Origin of the sequence: Streptomyces sp. DH24, assembly GCF_029813775.1 — a bacterium.
Lineage (GTDB): Bacteria > Actinomycetota > Actinomycetes > Streptomycetales > Streptomycetaceae > Streptomyces.
On record NZ_JARVKW010000007.1, the window covers coordinates 88256 to 103191 of the forward strand.

Annotated in this window: 9 protein-coding genes; 4 read left to right on the top strand and 5 right to left on the bottom strand. The window is 73.2% G+C overall.

Annotated features, from left to right (window positions below):
* Positions 1-75 precede the first annotated feature (75 nt).
* The 4 genes from QC282_RS07950 (at position 76) to QC282_RS07965 (ending at position 6814) form a co-directional block, all read left to right on the top strand.
* Positions 76-753, top strand: coding sequence for a spermidine synthase (locus QC282_RS07950; protein ID WP_279548520.1), 678 nt, complete (start codon positions 76-78; stop codon positions 751-753).
* A 123-nt stretch (positions 754-876) separates the two neighbouring features.
* On the top strand, positions 877-1617 hold the full coding sequence (locus tag QC282_RS07955) for a response regulator transcription factor (RefSeq protein ID WP_279548521.1): 741 nt from the start codon (positions 877-879) through the stop codon (positions 1615-1617).
* Entirely contained in the window at positions 1614-2723 is a 1110-nt protein-coding gene (locus QC282_RS07960) for a cell wall metabolism sensor histidine kinase WalK (protein WP_279548522.1), read from the top strand. The genes QC282_RS07955 and QC282_RS07960 overlap by 4 nt, the downstream gene beginning before the upstream one ends.
* 281 nt (positions 2724-3004) lie before the next feature.
* Positions 3005-6814 carry a multifunctional oxoglutarate decarboxylase/oxoglutarate dehydrogenase thiamine pyrophosphate-binding subunit/dihydrolipoyllysine-residue succinyltransferase subunit gene (locus tag QC282_RS07965; RefSeq protein WP_279548523.1) on the top strand — a complete coding sequence of 1270 codons (3810 nt, stop codon included), beginning with the start codon at positions 3005-3007 and terminating at the stop codon, positions 6812-6814.
* Between the two features lie 110 nt (positions 6815-6924).
* Here QC282_RS07965 and fxsT read toward each other — a convergent pair whose 3' ends face one another.
* Genes fxsT through QC282_RS07990 form a run of 5 tightly spaced genes read right to left on the bottom strand, consistent with a single transcriptional unit; the run spans position 6925 to position 14909 of the window.
* Positions 6925-10389 (bottom strand): FxSxx-COOH system tetratricopeptide repeat protein, encoded by a 3465-nt coding sequence (gene fxsT / locus QC282_RS07970; RefSeq protein WP_279548524.1) that lies wholly within the window; start codon positions 10387-10389, stop codon positions 6925-6927.
* Positions 10386-11705 (bottom strand): CHAT domain-containing protein, encoded by a 1320-nt coding sequence (locus tag QC282_RS07975; RefSeq protein WP_279548525.1) that lies wholly within the window; start codon positions 11703-11705, stop codon positions 10386-10388. Before QC282_RS07975 ends, fxsT begins: the two co-directional genes overlap by 4 nt.
* Positions 11695-13560, bottom strand: a complete 1866-nt coding sequence (locus QC282_RS07980; protein WP_279548526.1) for a magnesium chelatase — start codon at positions 13558-13560, stop codon at positions 11695-11697. The genes QC282_RS07975 and QC282_RS07980 overlap by 11 nt, the downstream gene beginning before the upstream one ends.
* 6 nt (positions 13561-13566) lie before the next feature.
* Positions 13567-14508, bottom strand: a complete 942-nt coding sequence (locus QC282_RS07985) for an AAA family ATPase (RefSeq protein WP_279548527.1) — start codon at positions 14506-14508, stop codon at positions 13567-13569.
* The gene (locus QC282_RS07990) at positions 14505-14909 is read right to left on the bottom strand and encodes a CU044_2847 family protein (protein WP_279548528.1); all 405 of its coding nucleotides are present in this window, start codon (positions 14907-14909) and stop codon (positions 14505-14507) included. The genes QC282_RS07985 and QC282_RS07990 overlap by 4 nt, the downstream gene beginning before the upstream one ends.
* Between the last annotated feature and the right edge of the window lie 27 nt (positions 14910-14936).

Here is a 14936-nt window from a genome sequence, read left to right on the forward strand (position 1 = left end):
GCACGGGGTGGACGTCCCGCCTCCTTCCGGTTCAACGCCGGGCGGCGCCCGTGACCGCACTGGCAGGATGGGCGGATGGCCACCTCGTACGACATTCCCGAAGTACTGGACCGTTGTGAGGGCCCGCACGGCGAGGTCGTGCTGCGCAGGCACGGCGGGCTGCTGCAGATCATCGCGAACGGCTGCTTCCTGATGGACACCTCCGACGGGCGTTCGGAGCGGCGCCTGGTCGACGCCGCGCTCGACGCGCTCGACGGGCGCCCCCGGCCGCACGTGCTGATCGGCGGCCTGGGGGTCGGCTTCTCGCTCGCACACGCCGCGGACAACCCCCGCTGGGGCCGCGTCACGGTCGTCGAACGCGAACCGGCCGTCATCGGCTGGCACCGGTCGGGCCCTCTGGCCCCGATCTCGGCGCGGGCGCTCGCCGATCCGCGCACGGAGATCGTGGAGGCCGACCTGATCGCACACGTCAATGAGAGATGCGCCACGTACGACGCCCTGTGCCTGGACATCGACAACGGGCCCGGCTGGACCGTCACGGAGGACAACGGCGGACTGTACTCACCGGCCGGACTCGCCAGCTGCGCAAGGGCGTTGAGGCCGGGCGGGGTTCTCGCGGTGTGGTCGGCGCAGCCCTCTCCGGATTTCGAGGGAACCTTGCGGAATGCCGGGTTCCAACAGGTGCGTACCGAAGAGATCCCCGTTGCCCGGGGCGTTCCGGACGTCGTGCACCTTGGCGTCCGCCCTGGATAGCAAAGGCACGGTAACTCCCCGTACGCTGCATCCCTGGCGCCGATCTTTCAAGCGTCAATCGCAGTCATGCGCAGACGAGGGATCACCCCACTGGTTCCGGAAAGCACACTTCAGGGGCGGGCGATGGAGCAGACACACACCTCCCACAACGGCACGGCGGCGGCTACCCCGGGCGCGCAGCGCCGGGTCCTGGTGGTCGAGGACGACGCGACGATCGTGGACGCCATCGCGACCCGCCTGCGCGCCGAGGGATTCCTGGTGCAAACGGCGGGCGACGGCCCGTCCGGCGTCGACACGGCGGAGGCCTGGCAGCCCGATCTGCTGATCCTCGACGTCATGCTGCCCGGCTTCGACGGTCTGGAGGTCTGCCGCCGCGTGCAGGCCGCCCGGCCCGTGCCGGTGCTCATGCTCACCGCGCGCGACGACGAGACCGACATGCTGGTCGGCCTCGGCGTGGGCGCCGACGACTACATGACCAAGCCGTTCTCGATGCGGGAGCTGGCGGCGCGCGTGCACGTCCTGCTGCGTCGCGTCGAGCGGGCCGCGCTGGCCGCGGCCACACCGCGCAGCGGCATCCTGCGCCTGGGCGAACTGGAGATCGACCACGCGCAGCGCCGGGTGCGGGTGCGCAGCGAGGACGTCCACCTGACGCCCACCGAGTTCGACCTGCTGGTGTGCCTGGCGAACACGCCGCGCGCGGTGCTCTCCCGCGAGCAGCTGCTGGCCGAGGTCTGGGACTGGGCGGACGCCTCCGGCACCCGCACCGTCGACAGCCACATCAAGGCGCTGCGCCGGAAGATCGGCGCCGAGCGGATCCGCACGGTGCACGGCGTGGGCTACGCGCTGGAGACGCCGACGCCATGAGCTCGGGGCGGAATGCCGCACGGAGCAGCCCCGGGGAGCCCTGGGGCGGCGTACGCCCGTTCTCGGTCAAGACCAAGCTCGGTGCCCTCGTGGTCATCTCGGTGCTCATCACCACCGGTCTGATGATGATCGCGATGCGCACCGAGACCGAGCTGCGCTTCATCACGGTCTTCTCGATGATCGCCACGCTGCTGATCACGCAGTTCGTGGCGCACTCCCTGACCTCGCCGCTGGACGAGATGAACGCGGTGGCCCGGTCCATCTCGCACGGCGACTACACGCGCCGGGTGCGCGAGAACCGCCGTGACGAGCTGGGCGACCTGGCCCAGACGATCAACCGCATGGCCGACGAGCTGGCCGCGCAGGACCGGCAGCGCAAGGAACTCGTGGCGAACGTCTCGCACGAGCTGCGCACCCCGATCGCGGGTCTGCGCGCGGTGCTGGAGAACATCGTCGACGGGGTCACGCAGGCCGACCCCGAAACCATGCGGACGGCCCTGAAGCAGACGGAGCGGCTCGGCCGGCTGGTCGAGACGCTGCTGGACCTGTCCCGGCTGGACAACGGCGTCGTCCCGCTCAAGCAGCGGCGCTTCGAGGTGTGGCCGTACCTGTCGGGCGTGCTGAAGGAGGCCAACATGGTCGCCTCGGCCCGCGCGGGCATGGCGTCCGGCTCCGGCAGCCACACCCGCACCGACGTCCATCTGCACCTCGACGTGTCCCCGCCGGAGCTGTCCGCGCACGCGGACCCCGAGCGCATCCACCAGGTCGTCGCCAACCTCATCGACAACGCGGTCAAGCACAGCCCGCCGCACGGCCGCGTGACGGTCCGGGCGCGGCGCGGGCCGCACCCGGAGTCGCTGGAGCTGGAGGTCCTGGACGAGGGGCCCGGCATCCCGCGGTCGGAGTGGCACCGCGTCTTCGAGCGGTTCAACCGCGGCAACGTGAGCCGGCCGCACGGTCCCGGCAGCGACGGCGGCACGGGACTCGGCCTGGCGATCGCCCGCTGGGCCGTCGATCTGCACGGCGGGCGGATCCGAGTGGCCGAATCCGAGCGCGGTTGCCGGATTCTTGTCACTCTTCCGGGACTGTCTTCCGTGCCGAGTTGACGTAAAGTTCGAGGCGGAGCCCCAAGATCCACCGGTGTCCGCGCTGACGGACACGTGTGATCAGGCACAGACCCGCCCCGTCCGGGCGCCGGGTGACGACGCCCCCTTCCCTGCCCAGGGGGAACCTCGCTTGTTTCCCGCCATTTCCGGCACCGAAACACGCTGTTCGATGTGATGTGCGCGACGATGGACCGGCCCGGCCTGACCTTCTCGGTCCGGGAGGCGTAGCCTTTATTTCCGCTGTCCATCACCTTGTGAAGCGGAAGAGGGCGGTTGCCGCCGTGTCGCCACAGTCCCCCAGTAACTCGAGCATCTCGACCGACACCGACCAAGCGGGCAAGAACCCCGCTGCCGCGTTCGGTCCCAATGAGTGGCTCGTCGACGAGATCTATCAGCAGTACCTCCAGGACCCGAATTCGGTAGACCGCGCCTGGTGGGACTTCTTCGCCGACTACAAGCCGGGCGCCGCCGCGACCCCGGTCGCGGAGACCACCACGGCTCAGGCCCCGGCGCAGGCTCCGGCCGCACCGGCGGCCCAGCCCGCGGCTCCCGCCCAGCCCGCGGCTCCCGCCCAGGCTCCGGCCGCCCCCGCGGCGCCGCAGCCGGCGGCCGCCGCACCGGCCCAGCCCGCCGCACCGGCTCCGGCCGCCGCGGCTCCGGCGAAGGCCGCCGCCCCCGCCGCCAAGCCGGCCGCGAAGGCCGCGCCCGCCGCGGAGGCCCCGGCCGGCCGCGAGCAGGTCACGCTGCGCGGTCCCGCCGCCGCGGTCGCGAAGAACATGGACGCCTCGCTGGAGCTGCCCACGGCCACGTCCGTGCGCGCGGTCCCGGTGAAGCTGCTGTTCGACAACCGCATCGTCATCAACAACCACCTCAAGCGGGCCCGCGGCGGGAAGATCTCCTTCACGCACATCATCGGCTACGCGATGGTCCAGGCCATCAAGGCGATGCCGTCGATGAACTGGCACTACGCGAAGGTGGACGGCAAGCCCACCCTGGTCAAGCCGGACCACGTCAACCTCGGTCTGGCCATCGACCTGGTGAAGCCGAACGGCGACCGCCAGCTGGTCGTCGCGGCCATCAAGAAGGCCGAGACGCTGAACTTCTTCGAGTTCTGGCAGGCCTACGAGGACATCGTCCGCCGCGCCCGCGAGGGCAAGCTGACGATGGACGACTTCTCCGGCGTGACGGTCTCCCTGACCAACCCCGGCGGCCTCGGCACCGTCCACTCCGTGCCGCGTCTGATGCCCGGCCAGTCGGTCATCATGGGCGTCGGCTCCATGGACTACCCGGCGGAGTTCCAGGGCACCAGCCAGGACACCCTGAACAAGCTCGGCGTCTCGAAGGTCATGACGCTCACGTCGACCTACGACCACCGGGTCATCCAGGGCGCCGCGTCCGGCGAGTTCCTGCGCCAGGTCGCCAACCTGCTGCTCGGCGAGAGCGGCTTCTACGACGACATCTTCGAGTCGCTGCGCATCCCCTACGAGCCGGTCCGCTGGCTCAAGGACATCGACGCCAGCCACGACGACGACGTCACGAAGGCCGCCCGCGTCTTCGACCTGATCCACTCCTACCGGGTCCGCGGCCACGTCATGGCCGACACCGACCCGCTGGAGTACACCCAGCGCAAGCACCCCGACCTGGACATCGTCGAGCACGGGCTCACGCTGTGGGACCTGGAGCGCGAGTTCGCCGTCGGCGGCTTCGCCGGCAAGTCGATGATGAAGCTGCGCGACATCCTCGGCGTGCTGCGCGACTCGTACTGCCGCACCACCGGCATCGAGTTCATGCACATCCAGGACCCCAAGCAGCGCAAGTGGATCCAGGACCGGGTGGAGCGCCCGCACTCCAAGCCGGAGCGCGAGGAGCAGTTGCGCATCCTGCGCCGCCTGAACGCCGCCGAGGCGTTCGAGACCTTCCTGCAGACGAAGTACGTCGGCCAGAAGCGCTTCTCGCTGGAGGGCGGCGAGTCCGTCATCCCGCTGCTGGACGCGGTCCTGGACTCGGCCGCCGAGTCCCGCCTGGACGAGGTCGTCGTCGGCATGGCCCACCGCGGCCGGCTGAACGTGCTCGCGAACATCGTCGGCAAGTCGTACGCGCAGATCTTCCGCGAGTTCGAGGGCAACCTCGACCCGAAGTCGATGCACGGCTCCGGCGACGTGAAGTACCACCTGGGCGCGGAGGGCACCTTCACGGGCCTGGACGGCGAGCAGATCAAGGTCTCGCTGGTCGCGAACCCCTCGCACCTCGAAGCCGTCGACCCGGTCCTGGAGGGCGTCGCCCGCGCCAAGCAGGACATCATCGGCAAGGGCGGCACGGACTTCACGGTCCTGCCCATCGCGATCCACGGCGACGCGGCCTTCGCCGGGCAGGGCGTGGTGGCCGAGACCCTGAACATGTCGCAGCTGCGCGGCTACCGCACCGGCGGCACGGTCCACATCGTCATCAACAACCAGGTCGGCTTCACCGCGGCCCCCGAGTCCTCGCGTTCCTCCATGTACGCGACGGACGTGGCCCGCATGATCGAGGCGCCGATCTTCCACGTGAACGGCGACGACCCGGAGGCCGTGGTCCGCGTCGCGCGGCTGGCCTTCGAGTTCCGCCAGGCGTTCAACAAGGACGTGGTGATCGACCTCATCTGCTACCGCCGCCGCGGTCACAACGAGTCGGACAACCCGGCCTTCACGCAGCCGCTGATGTACGACCTGATCGACAAGAAGCGCTCGGTGCGCAAGCTGTACACCGAGTCCCTCATCGGTCGCGGCGACATCACCCTGGAAGAGGCCGAGCAGGCCCTGCAGGACTACCAGGGGCAGCTGGAGAAGGTCTTCACGGAGGTCCGCGAGGCCACCTCGCAGCCGGCGGCCGCCGAGCCGTCCGACCCGCAGGCCGAGTTCCCGGTCGCCGTGAACACCGCGGTGACCACGGAGACCGTCAAGCGGATCGCCGAGTCCCAGGTCAACATCCCCGACCACATCACCGTCCACCCGCGTCTGCTGCCGCAGCTGCAGCGCCGGGCGTCGATGGTCGAGGACGGCACGATCGACTGGGGCATGGGCGAGACCCTCGCCATCGGCTCGCTGCTCCTGGAGAACGTCCCGGTCCGCCTCGCGGGCCAGGACTCGCAGCGCGGCACCTTCGGCCAGCGTCACGCGGTCATCATCGACCGCAACACGGGCGAGGAGTACACGCCGCTGCAGTACCTCTCCGAGGACCAGTCGCGTCTCAACGTCTACAACTCCCTCCTCTCCGAGTACGCGGCGATGGGCTTCGAGTACGGCTACTCGCTGGCCCGCCCGGACGCGCTCGTGATGTGGGAGGCGCAGTTCGGTGACTTCGTCAACGGCGCGCAGACGGTCGTCGACGAGTTCATCTCCTCGGCCGAGCAGAAGTGGGCGCAGACCTCCGGCGTCGTCCTGCTCCTGCCGCACGGCTACGAGGGCCAGGGCCCGGACCACTCGTCCGCCCGCCCGGAGCGCTTCCTCCAGCTGTGCGCGCAGAACAACATGACGGTCGCCATGCCGACGTCCCCGTCGAACTACTTCCACCTCCTGCGGTGGCAGGTGCACAACCCGCACCACAAGCCGCTGGTCGTCTTCACGCCGAAGTCGATGCTGCGCCTGAAGGCCGCGGCCTCGAAGGCGGAGGAGTTCACGACGGGCGGGTTCCGCCCCGTCATCGGCGACGCGTCCGTGGACCCGGCCGCCGTCCGCAAGGTCGTCTTCTGCGCCGGCAAGGTCTACTACGACCTGGACGCCGAGCGGAAGAAGCGCGGCGTGACGGACACGGCGATCATCCGCATCGAGCGCCTGTACCCGATCCCGGGTGCCGAGCTCCAGGCGGAGATCGCCAAGTACCCGAACGTCGAGAAGTACCTGTGGGCCCAGGAGGAGCCGGCGAACCAGGGTGCCTGGCCGTTCATCGCGCTCAACCTGATCGACCACCTGGACCTGGCGGTCGGCGCGGACATCCCGCCCGGCGAGCGCCTGCGCCGCATCTCCCGCCCGCACTCGTCGTCCCCGGCGGTCGGCTCGGCGAAGCGGCACCAGGCGGAGCAGGAACAGCTGGTGCACGAGGTGTTCGAGGCGTGAACCGCTGACCTCGCCCGAGGGCAGCACCGCAGGGCCCGGCCCGGAGTCTCTCCGGCGCCGGGCCCTGCGGCGTTCCGCCGCCGCAGGGCCCGGCCGGGCGCCCCGGCGCGTCAGGTGTTCTGCGGTTCGAAGTCCCAGTGGGGGCGGTGGCGGGCGCGGGCGGCGACGGTGAGCGGGTGCCGTGCGCCGAGGGTGGCGTCCAGGGCTGCCAGCGCCCGCCGCTCGACCCCGTCGGCCTCGGTACGGCGTCCCAGGGCGCGCAGATCGGCCGCGAGGGACACCAGCGCGGACAGGGTGAGCGGGTGGGCGGGGCCGAGCACGCGGGCGGCGCGGTCGGCCGTGTCCCGGCCGAGGTCGGCGGCATGGCCCGGGTCGCCGACGAGGGCGCGCAGCGCGGCGGCGTTGAGGGCGCAGCCGAGGGTCCAGGGGTGGTTCTCCCCCACGGTGTCCGTCATCTCGTCGAGGGCCTGCTCCACGAGGGCGTGGCCCTGCTGCCGTTCGCCGGCGTCGCGCAGGATCAGCGCCTGGTTGGCGCGTACGCCGGCGATGAACGGGTGCTTGTCGGGGAACATCACCTCGTACCGCGCGACGACGGACTCGCTGAGTTCCCGTGCCCGGCCGAGGTCGCCGTGCGCCCGGTCGAAGCAGCTCTGCCCCGCGGCGAAGATCAGGGTCAGGGGGTCGTGCTCGCCCAGGACCCGTTCGCACCGCTCCAGCGCGCGGGAGAAGTGGTGGGCCGCGCTGCCGAGGTCGCCCACGGCGTAAAGGCACAGCGCGAGGTTGTGCTCGGCGCGCAGGGCCTGGGTGCTGTTGCCGCCCAGCGCCTCGTGACCGGCGAGCAGGTTCCTCGCCTGCACCGCCTCGGCCTCGGCGTAGCGGCCGAGCAGCCGCAGGTCGACGGCGTACGCGATCTCCGAGCCGAGTGTCCACGGGTGCCGGTCCCCCAGCAGACCGCGGCGTGCCTCCAGGGTGCGCAGGTCGACGTCCCGGGCGTCCTCGTAGCGGCCGAGCAGCCGCAGGGAGACGGCCACGTTGTTCTGCGCGTTGAGGGTGCGGGTGTCCTGGTCCCCGAGGAGCTCGCGGTAGGTGGCCAGGACCCGCCGCGACATCTCCAGCGCCTCCGCGTAGTGGCCGAGGCCGCGCAGGTCCGCGGCCAGACCGCCGAGGGCGCGCAGGAGGTCGGGGTCGCGTTCCCCGCGCTGTTCGAGGTGGCGGACGGCGGCCCGCTCGATCTGCAGGGTGCGCTGGTAGTCGCCGGCCGCGCGCAGCAGGTTGGCGTAGTGGTAGGTCAGTTCCCAGATGAGCGGGTGGCTCTCGGCGAGCAGCTGCCGCCAGGCGCGCATGGCGCGGCGGCCGAGCTTGACGCCCGCCGCGTACTCGCCCGAGAGGTACATGTAGCGCAGGCAGTCGAGGACGAGGGTCTGGACGGCCGGGTCGGTGCCGGCGAGGACGTCGGCGTACTTCAGGTGCGGCACGATCTCCGCGTAGTCGGGCCACCGGTCGGGGTCCGCGGGCCTGCCCGGGGCCGCCGCCGCCAGCGCCCGCCGCACCACGTCGATGAGTTCCTCCCGCTGGGCCTCCGGGATGTCGCGGTGCACGATCTGGTGGACCGCGCGGTGCAGGTAGAAGGTCTCGCGCGCGTCGTCCGCCTCGTGCGGCTCGACCCGGACGACGGAGTAGCGGCGCAGTTGGTCGACCGCCCTGTCCCACAGCCGGGCGTCGCTCAGCAGTTCCGCCAGGGCGCGCGGCAGCCCGTCGAGGGGCATGTCCCTGAGCAGGTGCACGGGGATGGAACCGGGCGCGAAGAAGGTGCACAGCCGCAGCAGTTCCACGGACTCCGGGACGGTCTCGCGCAGTTGGTTGAGCAGCATCGACCAGGCGGTCCGGAAGGCGATCGGGAAGTCCGGGGACACCTTCACCACATGGCTGTCGATGCCGCCCTCCAGCAGGGCGATGTACTCCTCCACCGACAGGTGGGAGTCGTTGAGCCAGCCCGCCGTCTGGTCGAGCAGCAGCGGCAGGTCCTCCAGCAGCTCCGCCAGCTGGTCCGCCTCCGCCTCGGTCACGCGGGGGGCGCGGCGCCGGATGAAGGCCACCGACTCGTCGCGGGCGTAGACGGGCACTTCGAGCAGGGTGCTGTCGCGCTCGCCCCACTCCGGGTTCCGGGACGTGACGACGACGTGCCCGGGGCCCGTCGGGACGAGGTCCCAGATCTGGCCGGGTTCGTCGGCGCCGTCCAGGATCAGCAGCCACCGCGAGTAGGGGTCGCCGCGCCGCAGGGAGTCGCGTACCGCGCGCAGCCGTTCGCCGTACTCCCGGCCGGTCTGCAGCCCGAGTTTCGGGGCGAGTTCGGCCAGCTGGCGGCGGTAGGTGACCCGTTTCTCCGCGTTCACCCACCACACCACGTCGTACTCGGAACCGAACCGGTGGGCGTACTCGGCGGCCAGCTGCGTCTTGCCCACCCCCGACATGCCGTACAGGGTGATGACGCCCGCGCCCGGCTCCGCCGCCTGCAGCAGGCCGTAGGCCTCGTTCAGCAGCGCCTCGCGGCCGGTGAAGCGGGTGTTGCGGCGCGGTACGGAGCCCCACACGTCGGGCAGGGCGGCCGGGTACCGGGGCCCGCGGGACTCCGCCGGGGTCTCGGGCAGCGGGTCCGACGGCAGGTCCAGCCGGTCCAGCAGGCGCCGCTCCGCCTCTTCCGCGCCCACGCTGGTCAGGTCCACGGGCGCGAGGACGGCGGCGGCCGACGGCACGGCCGCGGTGGTCACGGACACGGCCGCGAACCGGGACGGGTCGGGGGCGACGACCTCGCGCAGGGCCGCGTTCCACTCCTCCTGGGTACGGGGGCCGAGGGGGAAGTACCGCTCGCTGAGCACGATCAGGACGCGGCCCTCGGCGAGCCTCAGATCGCGCAGCAGGTCCGCCGGCGGCACATCGGCCGAGGGCTCCCACGGCGCGTACCGCACCGGTACCCCGCGCCGCTCCAGACGGCTGCCGATCCAGACGGCCCACGCCCGGTTGAAGCCGGTGAAGCTGACCGTCACCGTCGGCCGGCCGGGCTCCGGGGTGGGGCGGACCGGTTGGCGGCGGGTGCGGGACCCGTCGCTGCCGGGGCGCAGCACGGGCGGTCTGGGCATGTCCTCGACGGGGCCGGCCGGCTGCCGGTCCCGGTCCGGGGCGCGCTCCCCGTCGCGTATGTGCGACCGCAGCTCCGCCTTGCGGACGGGCACGCCCCACTGGTTGCTGACCGTCAGCCACAGCGACGCCGGTCCGGTCCCGGCGCCCGCGGACACCCGGAACCGCGCGGGTCCGTAGGTGCCGCCGAAGCGGTGCAGGACGACGCTCGGTTCGCCGAGGGCCGCGCAGGAGAAGTGCGGTGCGCCGTCCAGGGCGACGGTGAAGGTGAACTCCTCGGTGCCGTACGGCCATTCGGCCAGGGTGCCGTCCGGGGCCGGGAGCGGGCCGCGCAGGTCGACGGTGACGAGGTAGTCGCATCCCGCGTCCGCCTGCCGGGGCCAGGCCACGACCGGCTCGATGAGCAGCGGGTGCCCGGGAGGCCGCTCGGCACCGCTCACCGCTCACTCCCCCCTCCGGCGCCGCGGCCGTCCGCCGCGGTGAGCCGCAGCGTGGTCTGCGGATGCCCGTAGTAGTGGAACATGAAGGCGTACAGGAGCCGCAGGACGCGTTTCTGGCCGGCGCTGTCGACCTGTCCGTCGTCGTCGCGGACGCTCGGGACGGCCGCCAGTGAGCCGAACTCCTCCAGCGCCCGCGCCCGGAAGGCCCGCAGCGTCTGCGGGACGGGGCGGTGCGGATGCTCGGCGACCTCGCGCACCAGCCGCCGCACCAGCCTGCGGGCCTCCTGGTCGCCGACCTTCCCGGAGGTGACGATGCAGCCGCCCGCCCCCTTGCGCAGGAACAGTTCGGCGAATCCGCGCAGCGCCTCCTCGCCCTGCGCCCGGTTGTCCACGAACCGCCCGGAGTCGCAGGCGTTGAGGCAGACCAGTGAACGGTCGCGGCGCAGGACCGCCATCGGCTCGCCGTTCAGCTCGGCCCAGGTCCGGCCGCCCAGGCTGAGGCGCGGGACGGTGTCGCCGTACGTGCCGTGACAGCCGAGGTAGACCAGGCCGGTGCGGTCCGTGTGGGTGTCGAGGTCGCGCAGGAACGGCGTCATGCGCCGGTGCAGCCGGTGGGTGTACGGGGCGAAGACCCGGCCGTCGTCCGTCATGTCCTGGTGGAGGTAGCCGAGGACCCGGCCCTGGCAGTCGCCGGTCTCCCGGGGCAGCCCCTGGCCCGCGTCGTGCACGGTGGTCCAGCGGGACACCACGGTCAGGGCGCCGAGCGGGCCGCCCTCCAGCTTGTACCGGGCGTCGCCGGGCAGCCAGAACAGCTCCCAGGGCAGGTCGTACCCGGTGTCGTCCCACACGACGAGGCGCAGGCAGTCGCCGTGCCGGGCGCGGATGCGGTTGAGCCAGCCGGTGAGTTCGGGCTGGTTGCCGGACCACAGCCGGATGCCGCGCAGCACCTCGGAGGGGTACTCCCCGCCGTCCTGCCGCAGGTTGGCGAGGCTGACCGCGGGGGCGGTGAGGCGGGTGGGTCCGGGCGCGCAGGTCACCGACAGGTCGCCGCACCAGCCGTGCAGCCGGTAGCCCTGCCGTCCGTCGGCGCCCTCGCTGCGCAGCACGTGGAGCACGGCGAAGCCGTCCTCCAGGCGGGCGCCGGGGTGCGCGTCGGTGCCGCCGAGCCCGGCGGGCGGCTCCTGCGCCCGGCGCAGATGGGACACGGGGGCGGCCGGCCGGCGCGTCACCGCCTTCAGCCCGGGCAGGGAGGCACGGCGCACGACGGTGCCGGCTCCCGTCAGCCAGCGCGGCCCCCGCTGCGGCTCACCGCCCACCGGCACCTCCCGGGGCGGCGTCGGTGCGCCCCTCGACGACGGTCGCGCCGAGGCTGTCCGCGAGGACGAACGGCAGGTCGCCGTACGGCTCCCGGGCGGGGTCGACGACGGCCACGTGCAGCCGGGTCCGGTCCATGGCGGCGATCCGGGCGGCGGCCTCGACGGTGTCCTCGACGCCCGCGGCGGCCACCTCGCCCCGCAGCCGCCCGGTGTGGCTGGCCCGCAGGGGGATGTTGCCGCGGCCGTCGGTGACGACCACGAGCCAGGCCTCCGCCGGTCCGGTGCCGTGCTGCCGGAACGCCCGGCGCAGCGCCTGTGCGGCCAGTTCGACGCCGTGGGCGAGCGGGGTGGCCCGGCCGGCCCGGCGGTACAGCGAGGCGAGCACCCGGGGGTCGAGGACGCCGCGCGCCGCGAAGGCCTCGGCCCGCAGTTCGTCCCGCGCGTCCGCCGCGCCGACCTCGACCACGTGGACGGCGGCACGGCCCGTGTACGCCCACTGCAGGAACGGGGTGAGGGCGTCCTGCCAGTCCCAGTCCGGGCCCCGGCAGGTGTGGTCCAGGAGCAGCACCAGGACGCGTTCGGGCGCCCCGGCGCGGACGTTGCTGTGCAGGTCGACCGGGGAGACGGTGAACCGGTCGGTGCGCCGCACGCGTTGGTGCACGGCGGCCTCCCGGACCGTCCGCACGTAGGCGAGGTCGTGCAGGTCGGTGGCGCGCCGGGTGCCGATCACGGTGCCCCGCGCGGAGGCGGGTCCGCCCGCGCGCCGCCCGGGGCCGCGCAGCGGCGCGAAGTCGCGGGGCCCGGTCGCCTCGTCCTCCGGGAACGGCGTCCCGGGTACGGCGGGGGTGCCGCCGGGGGCGGTGCCGATGCCTTCCGCCGGGCCGGTCTCCAGCAGGGCGCGGTCCCCGCCGCGGGCCCGGGGCGGCTCGTCCCGGCCGGTGCGGCGGCGGGCGGGCACGGTACGGGGCACGGTGCCCGGTCGTGGCGCCGGGTCGGCCGGCGCGGGGTCGGGCTCGGGGCCGTGCGGGGTCTGCGGCACGGCCAGGCCGATGAGCCGGGCCGCCGCGTCGCAGTGCGCCCCGGTGGCCGACGGCGCGCCGTCCAGTGCGGCGACGGTACGGGCGAGCCGTAGGAGCGCCAGTTCCCGGCGGACGCTCGCGTCGGGCCCGAGCAGCTGCGGTACGCGGCTGAGCGCGTCGTCGGCGACCGGCACGGGCCGGGCGCCCCCGGTCGCGGCGGCGCGCCAGGCCGGCGGGAGACCGGCCAGCAGCCGTTCGGGCGACGGCAGCCGCAGGTCCGCCACCGACAGCCGTACGGCGAACCGGTCCAGCAGGTGCCGGCTGAGCCGTCCCACGTCGGCCGACCGGCAGGCGGCGAGCCAGCGCGCCCGGGGCCGGGCCGTGCGGCACAGCCCGGTGCGTTCGACCACGACCACGTCGGCGCCGAGGAGCTGCACGGCGGCGCGCATCCCGGCGACGCTCAGCCGGGCCAGGTCGGGCACCACGACCAGGGGCGGTGTCCCGGGCCGGCCGTCCGCCTCGACGAGCGGGCCGGGCTCGGTGCGGAAGGTGATCCCGTGGGTGTCGCGCCGGAGCCGGGTGCGGGTCCACAGGTCCTCGTCCCGGCCCGCGGAGCCCAGCACGAGGGGCGCGTCCGCGGGTTCCGGGCTGCCGGTGAGGATGCCGGTGAACAGGCGGGCCACCGGATCGACGAGCCGGGGGTCCAGGTCGAGCAGCAGCACCCCGGCGAGGGCGGGGTCGGCCGCCGCGCAGACCAGGGCGTGGGTGAGCCGTCGCGTGAGGTCGTCCGGCTCGGGTGCGCCCGTGGCGGCGCGGCCGGACGGTTCGGTGGCCATGGTGGCTCAGTCCTCGAAGAGGTCCTCGACGCGGCCCCGGTCCTCGGCGCCCCAGTCGAAGGTGCCGCCGTGGGCGGTCTCCGGCCGCCGGTGCCGGAAGGCCATGGGCAGCACCCGCAGCAGATGCCCGGGCTCCACCCGGTCGGCGCCCGCCAGTGCCGCGTAGGCGCGGGCGGCCAGTGTGGCGACGATCTCCCCGCGCTGCCCCACGGCGTCCGTCCGGACCGCGGCCTCGGCGCACAACTGCAGTATCCGGTCCGGCACTTCGACGTCGAGGACGCGGCGCCGGGCGGCGGTCAGCCGGTCGCGGTGGGCCGCGTCCTCCCGCCCGGCGTCCGCCAGCCAGCCCGAGTCCTCCCGGTGCAGCTCCTCCTCGAAGTCCAGGACCGTGCGGATCAGGCGGTGCCGGGCGGTCGCGTCCAGCTGTTCGGCGGTGACCATCAGCCCGAACCGGTCGAGCAACTGCGGCCGCAGCCCGCCCTCTTCGGGGTTCATGGTGCCGACCAGCCCGAACGAGAGGTACTTGCCTGTGGCCAGTCCCTCGCGCTGCACGGACAGCACACCGGTCGAGACGACGTCCAGGATGATGTCGACGAGGTGGTCGTCCAGGAGGTTGACCTCGTCGATGTAGAGCAGCCCCTTGTCGGCCGCGTCCTCCAGCAGCCCGGGTTGCGGCCGGGTCTGCCCGCGCATGAGCGCGTCGAGGTCCCAGCCGCCGAGGACGCGGTCGTCGGTGGCGTTGATGGGGAGGGTGACCGGCAGTTCGCCGTGCGCCATCAGGGCGAAGGCGCGGACCAGCGTGGACTTGGCGGTGCCGCGCGGTCCGGCCATGAGGACGCCGCCGATCCGGGGCACCACGTGGTTGAGTTCCAGCGCCAGCTTCAGCTCGTCCTGCGCCACCACCCGGGAGTACGGCAGGATGCGCACTCCGTCCGCCGCACGGCTCACGAGGCCGCCCCGTCGGCGCTGCCGGGCGCGGGCACGTCCGGCGCGGTCCGCCAGCGCAGCGTGATCTGGAGCTGGGCCTCCGCCCCGCTCCTGACGAGCGTGGCCACACCGGCGTCGATCTTGATGGCGAGCTGCATCTCGATCTCGTCCGGCCGCAGCGCCCCCGGCAGCTCGTTGAACCTCCGCACGGCCTGGGCGGCGCATCTGCGGGCCAGATCCAGCCCGTCGGTGTACACGTCGCGGGCGACCCGCACGACGCGCTGCCCGGCCCCGTCCCGCGTTTCCTCGTCCCCGTACACGAGGTCGAGGCCGTCGACGCCGGACCCGCCGGGTGCCGCCTCGACCTCGACCGGTATGGGCCCGTCCGCGCCGTCCGGGACGGGCCCTACTAAGATCAGCACGCGTCTCCCTGGGTCAACTCACCTGTG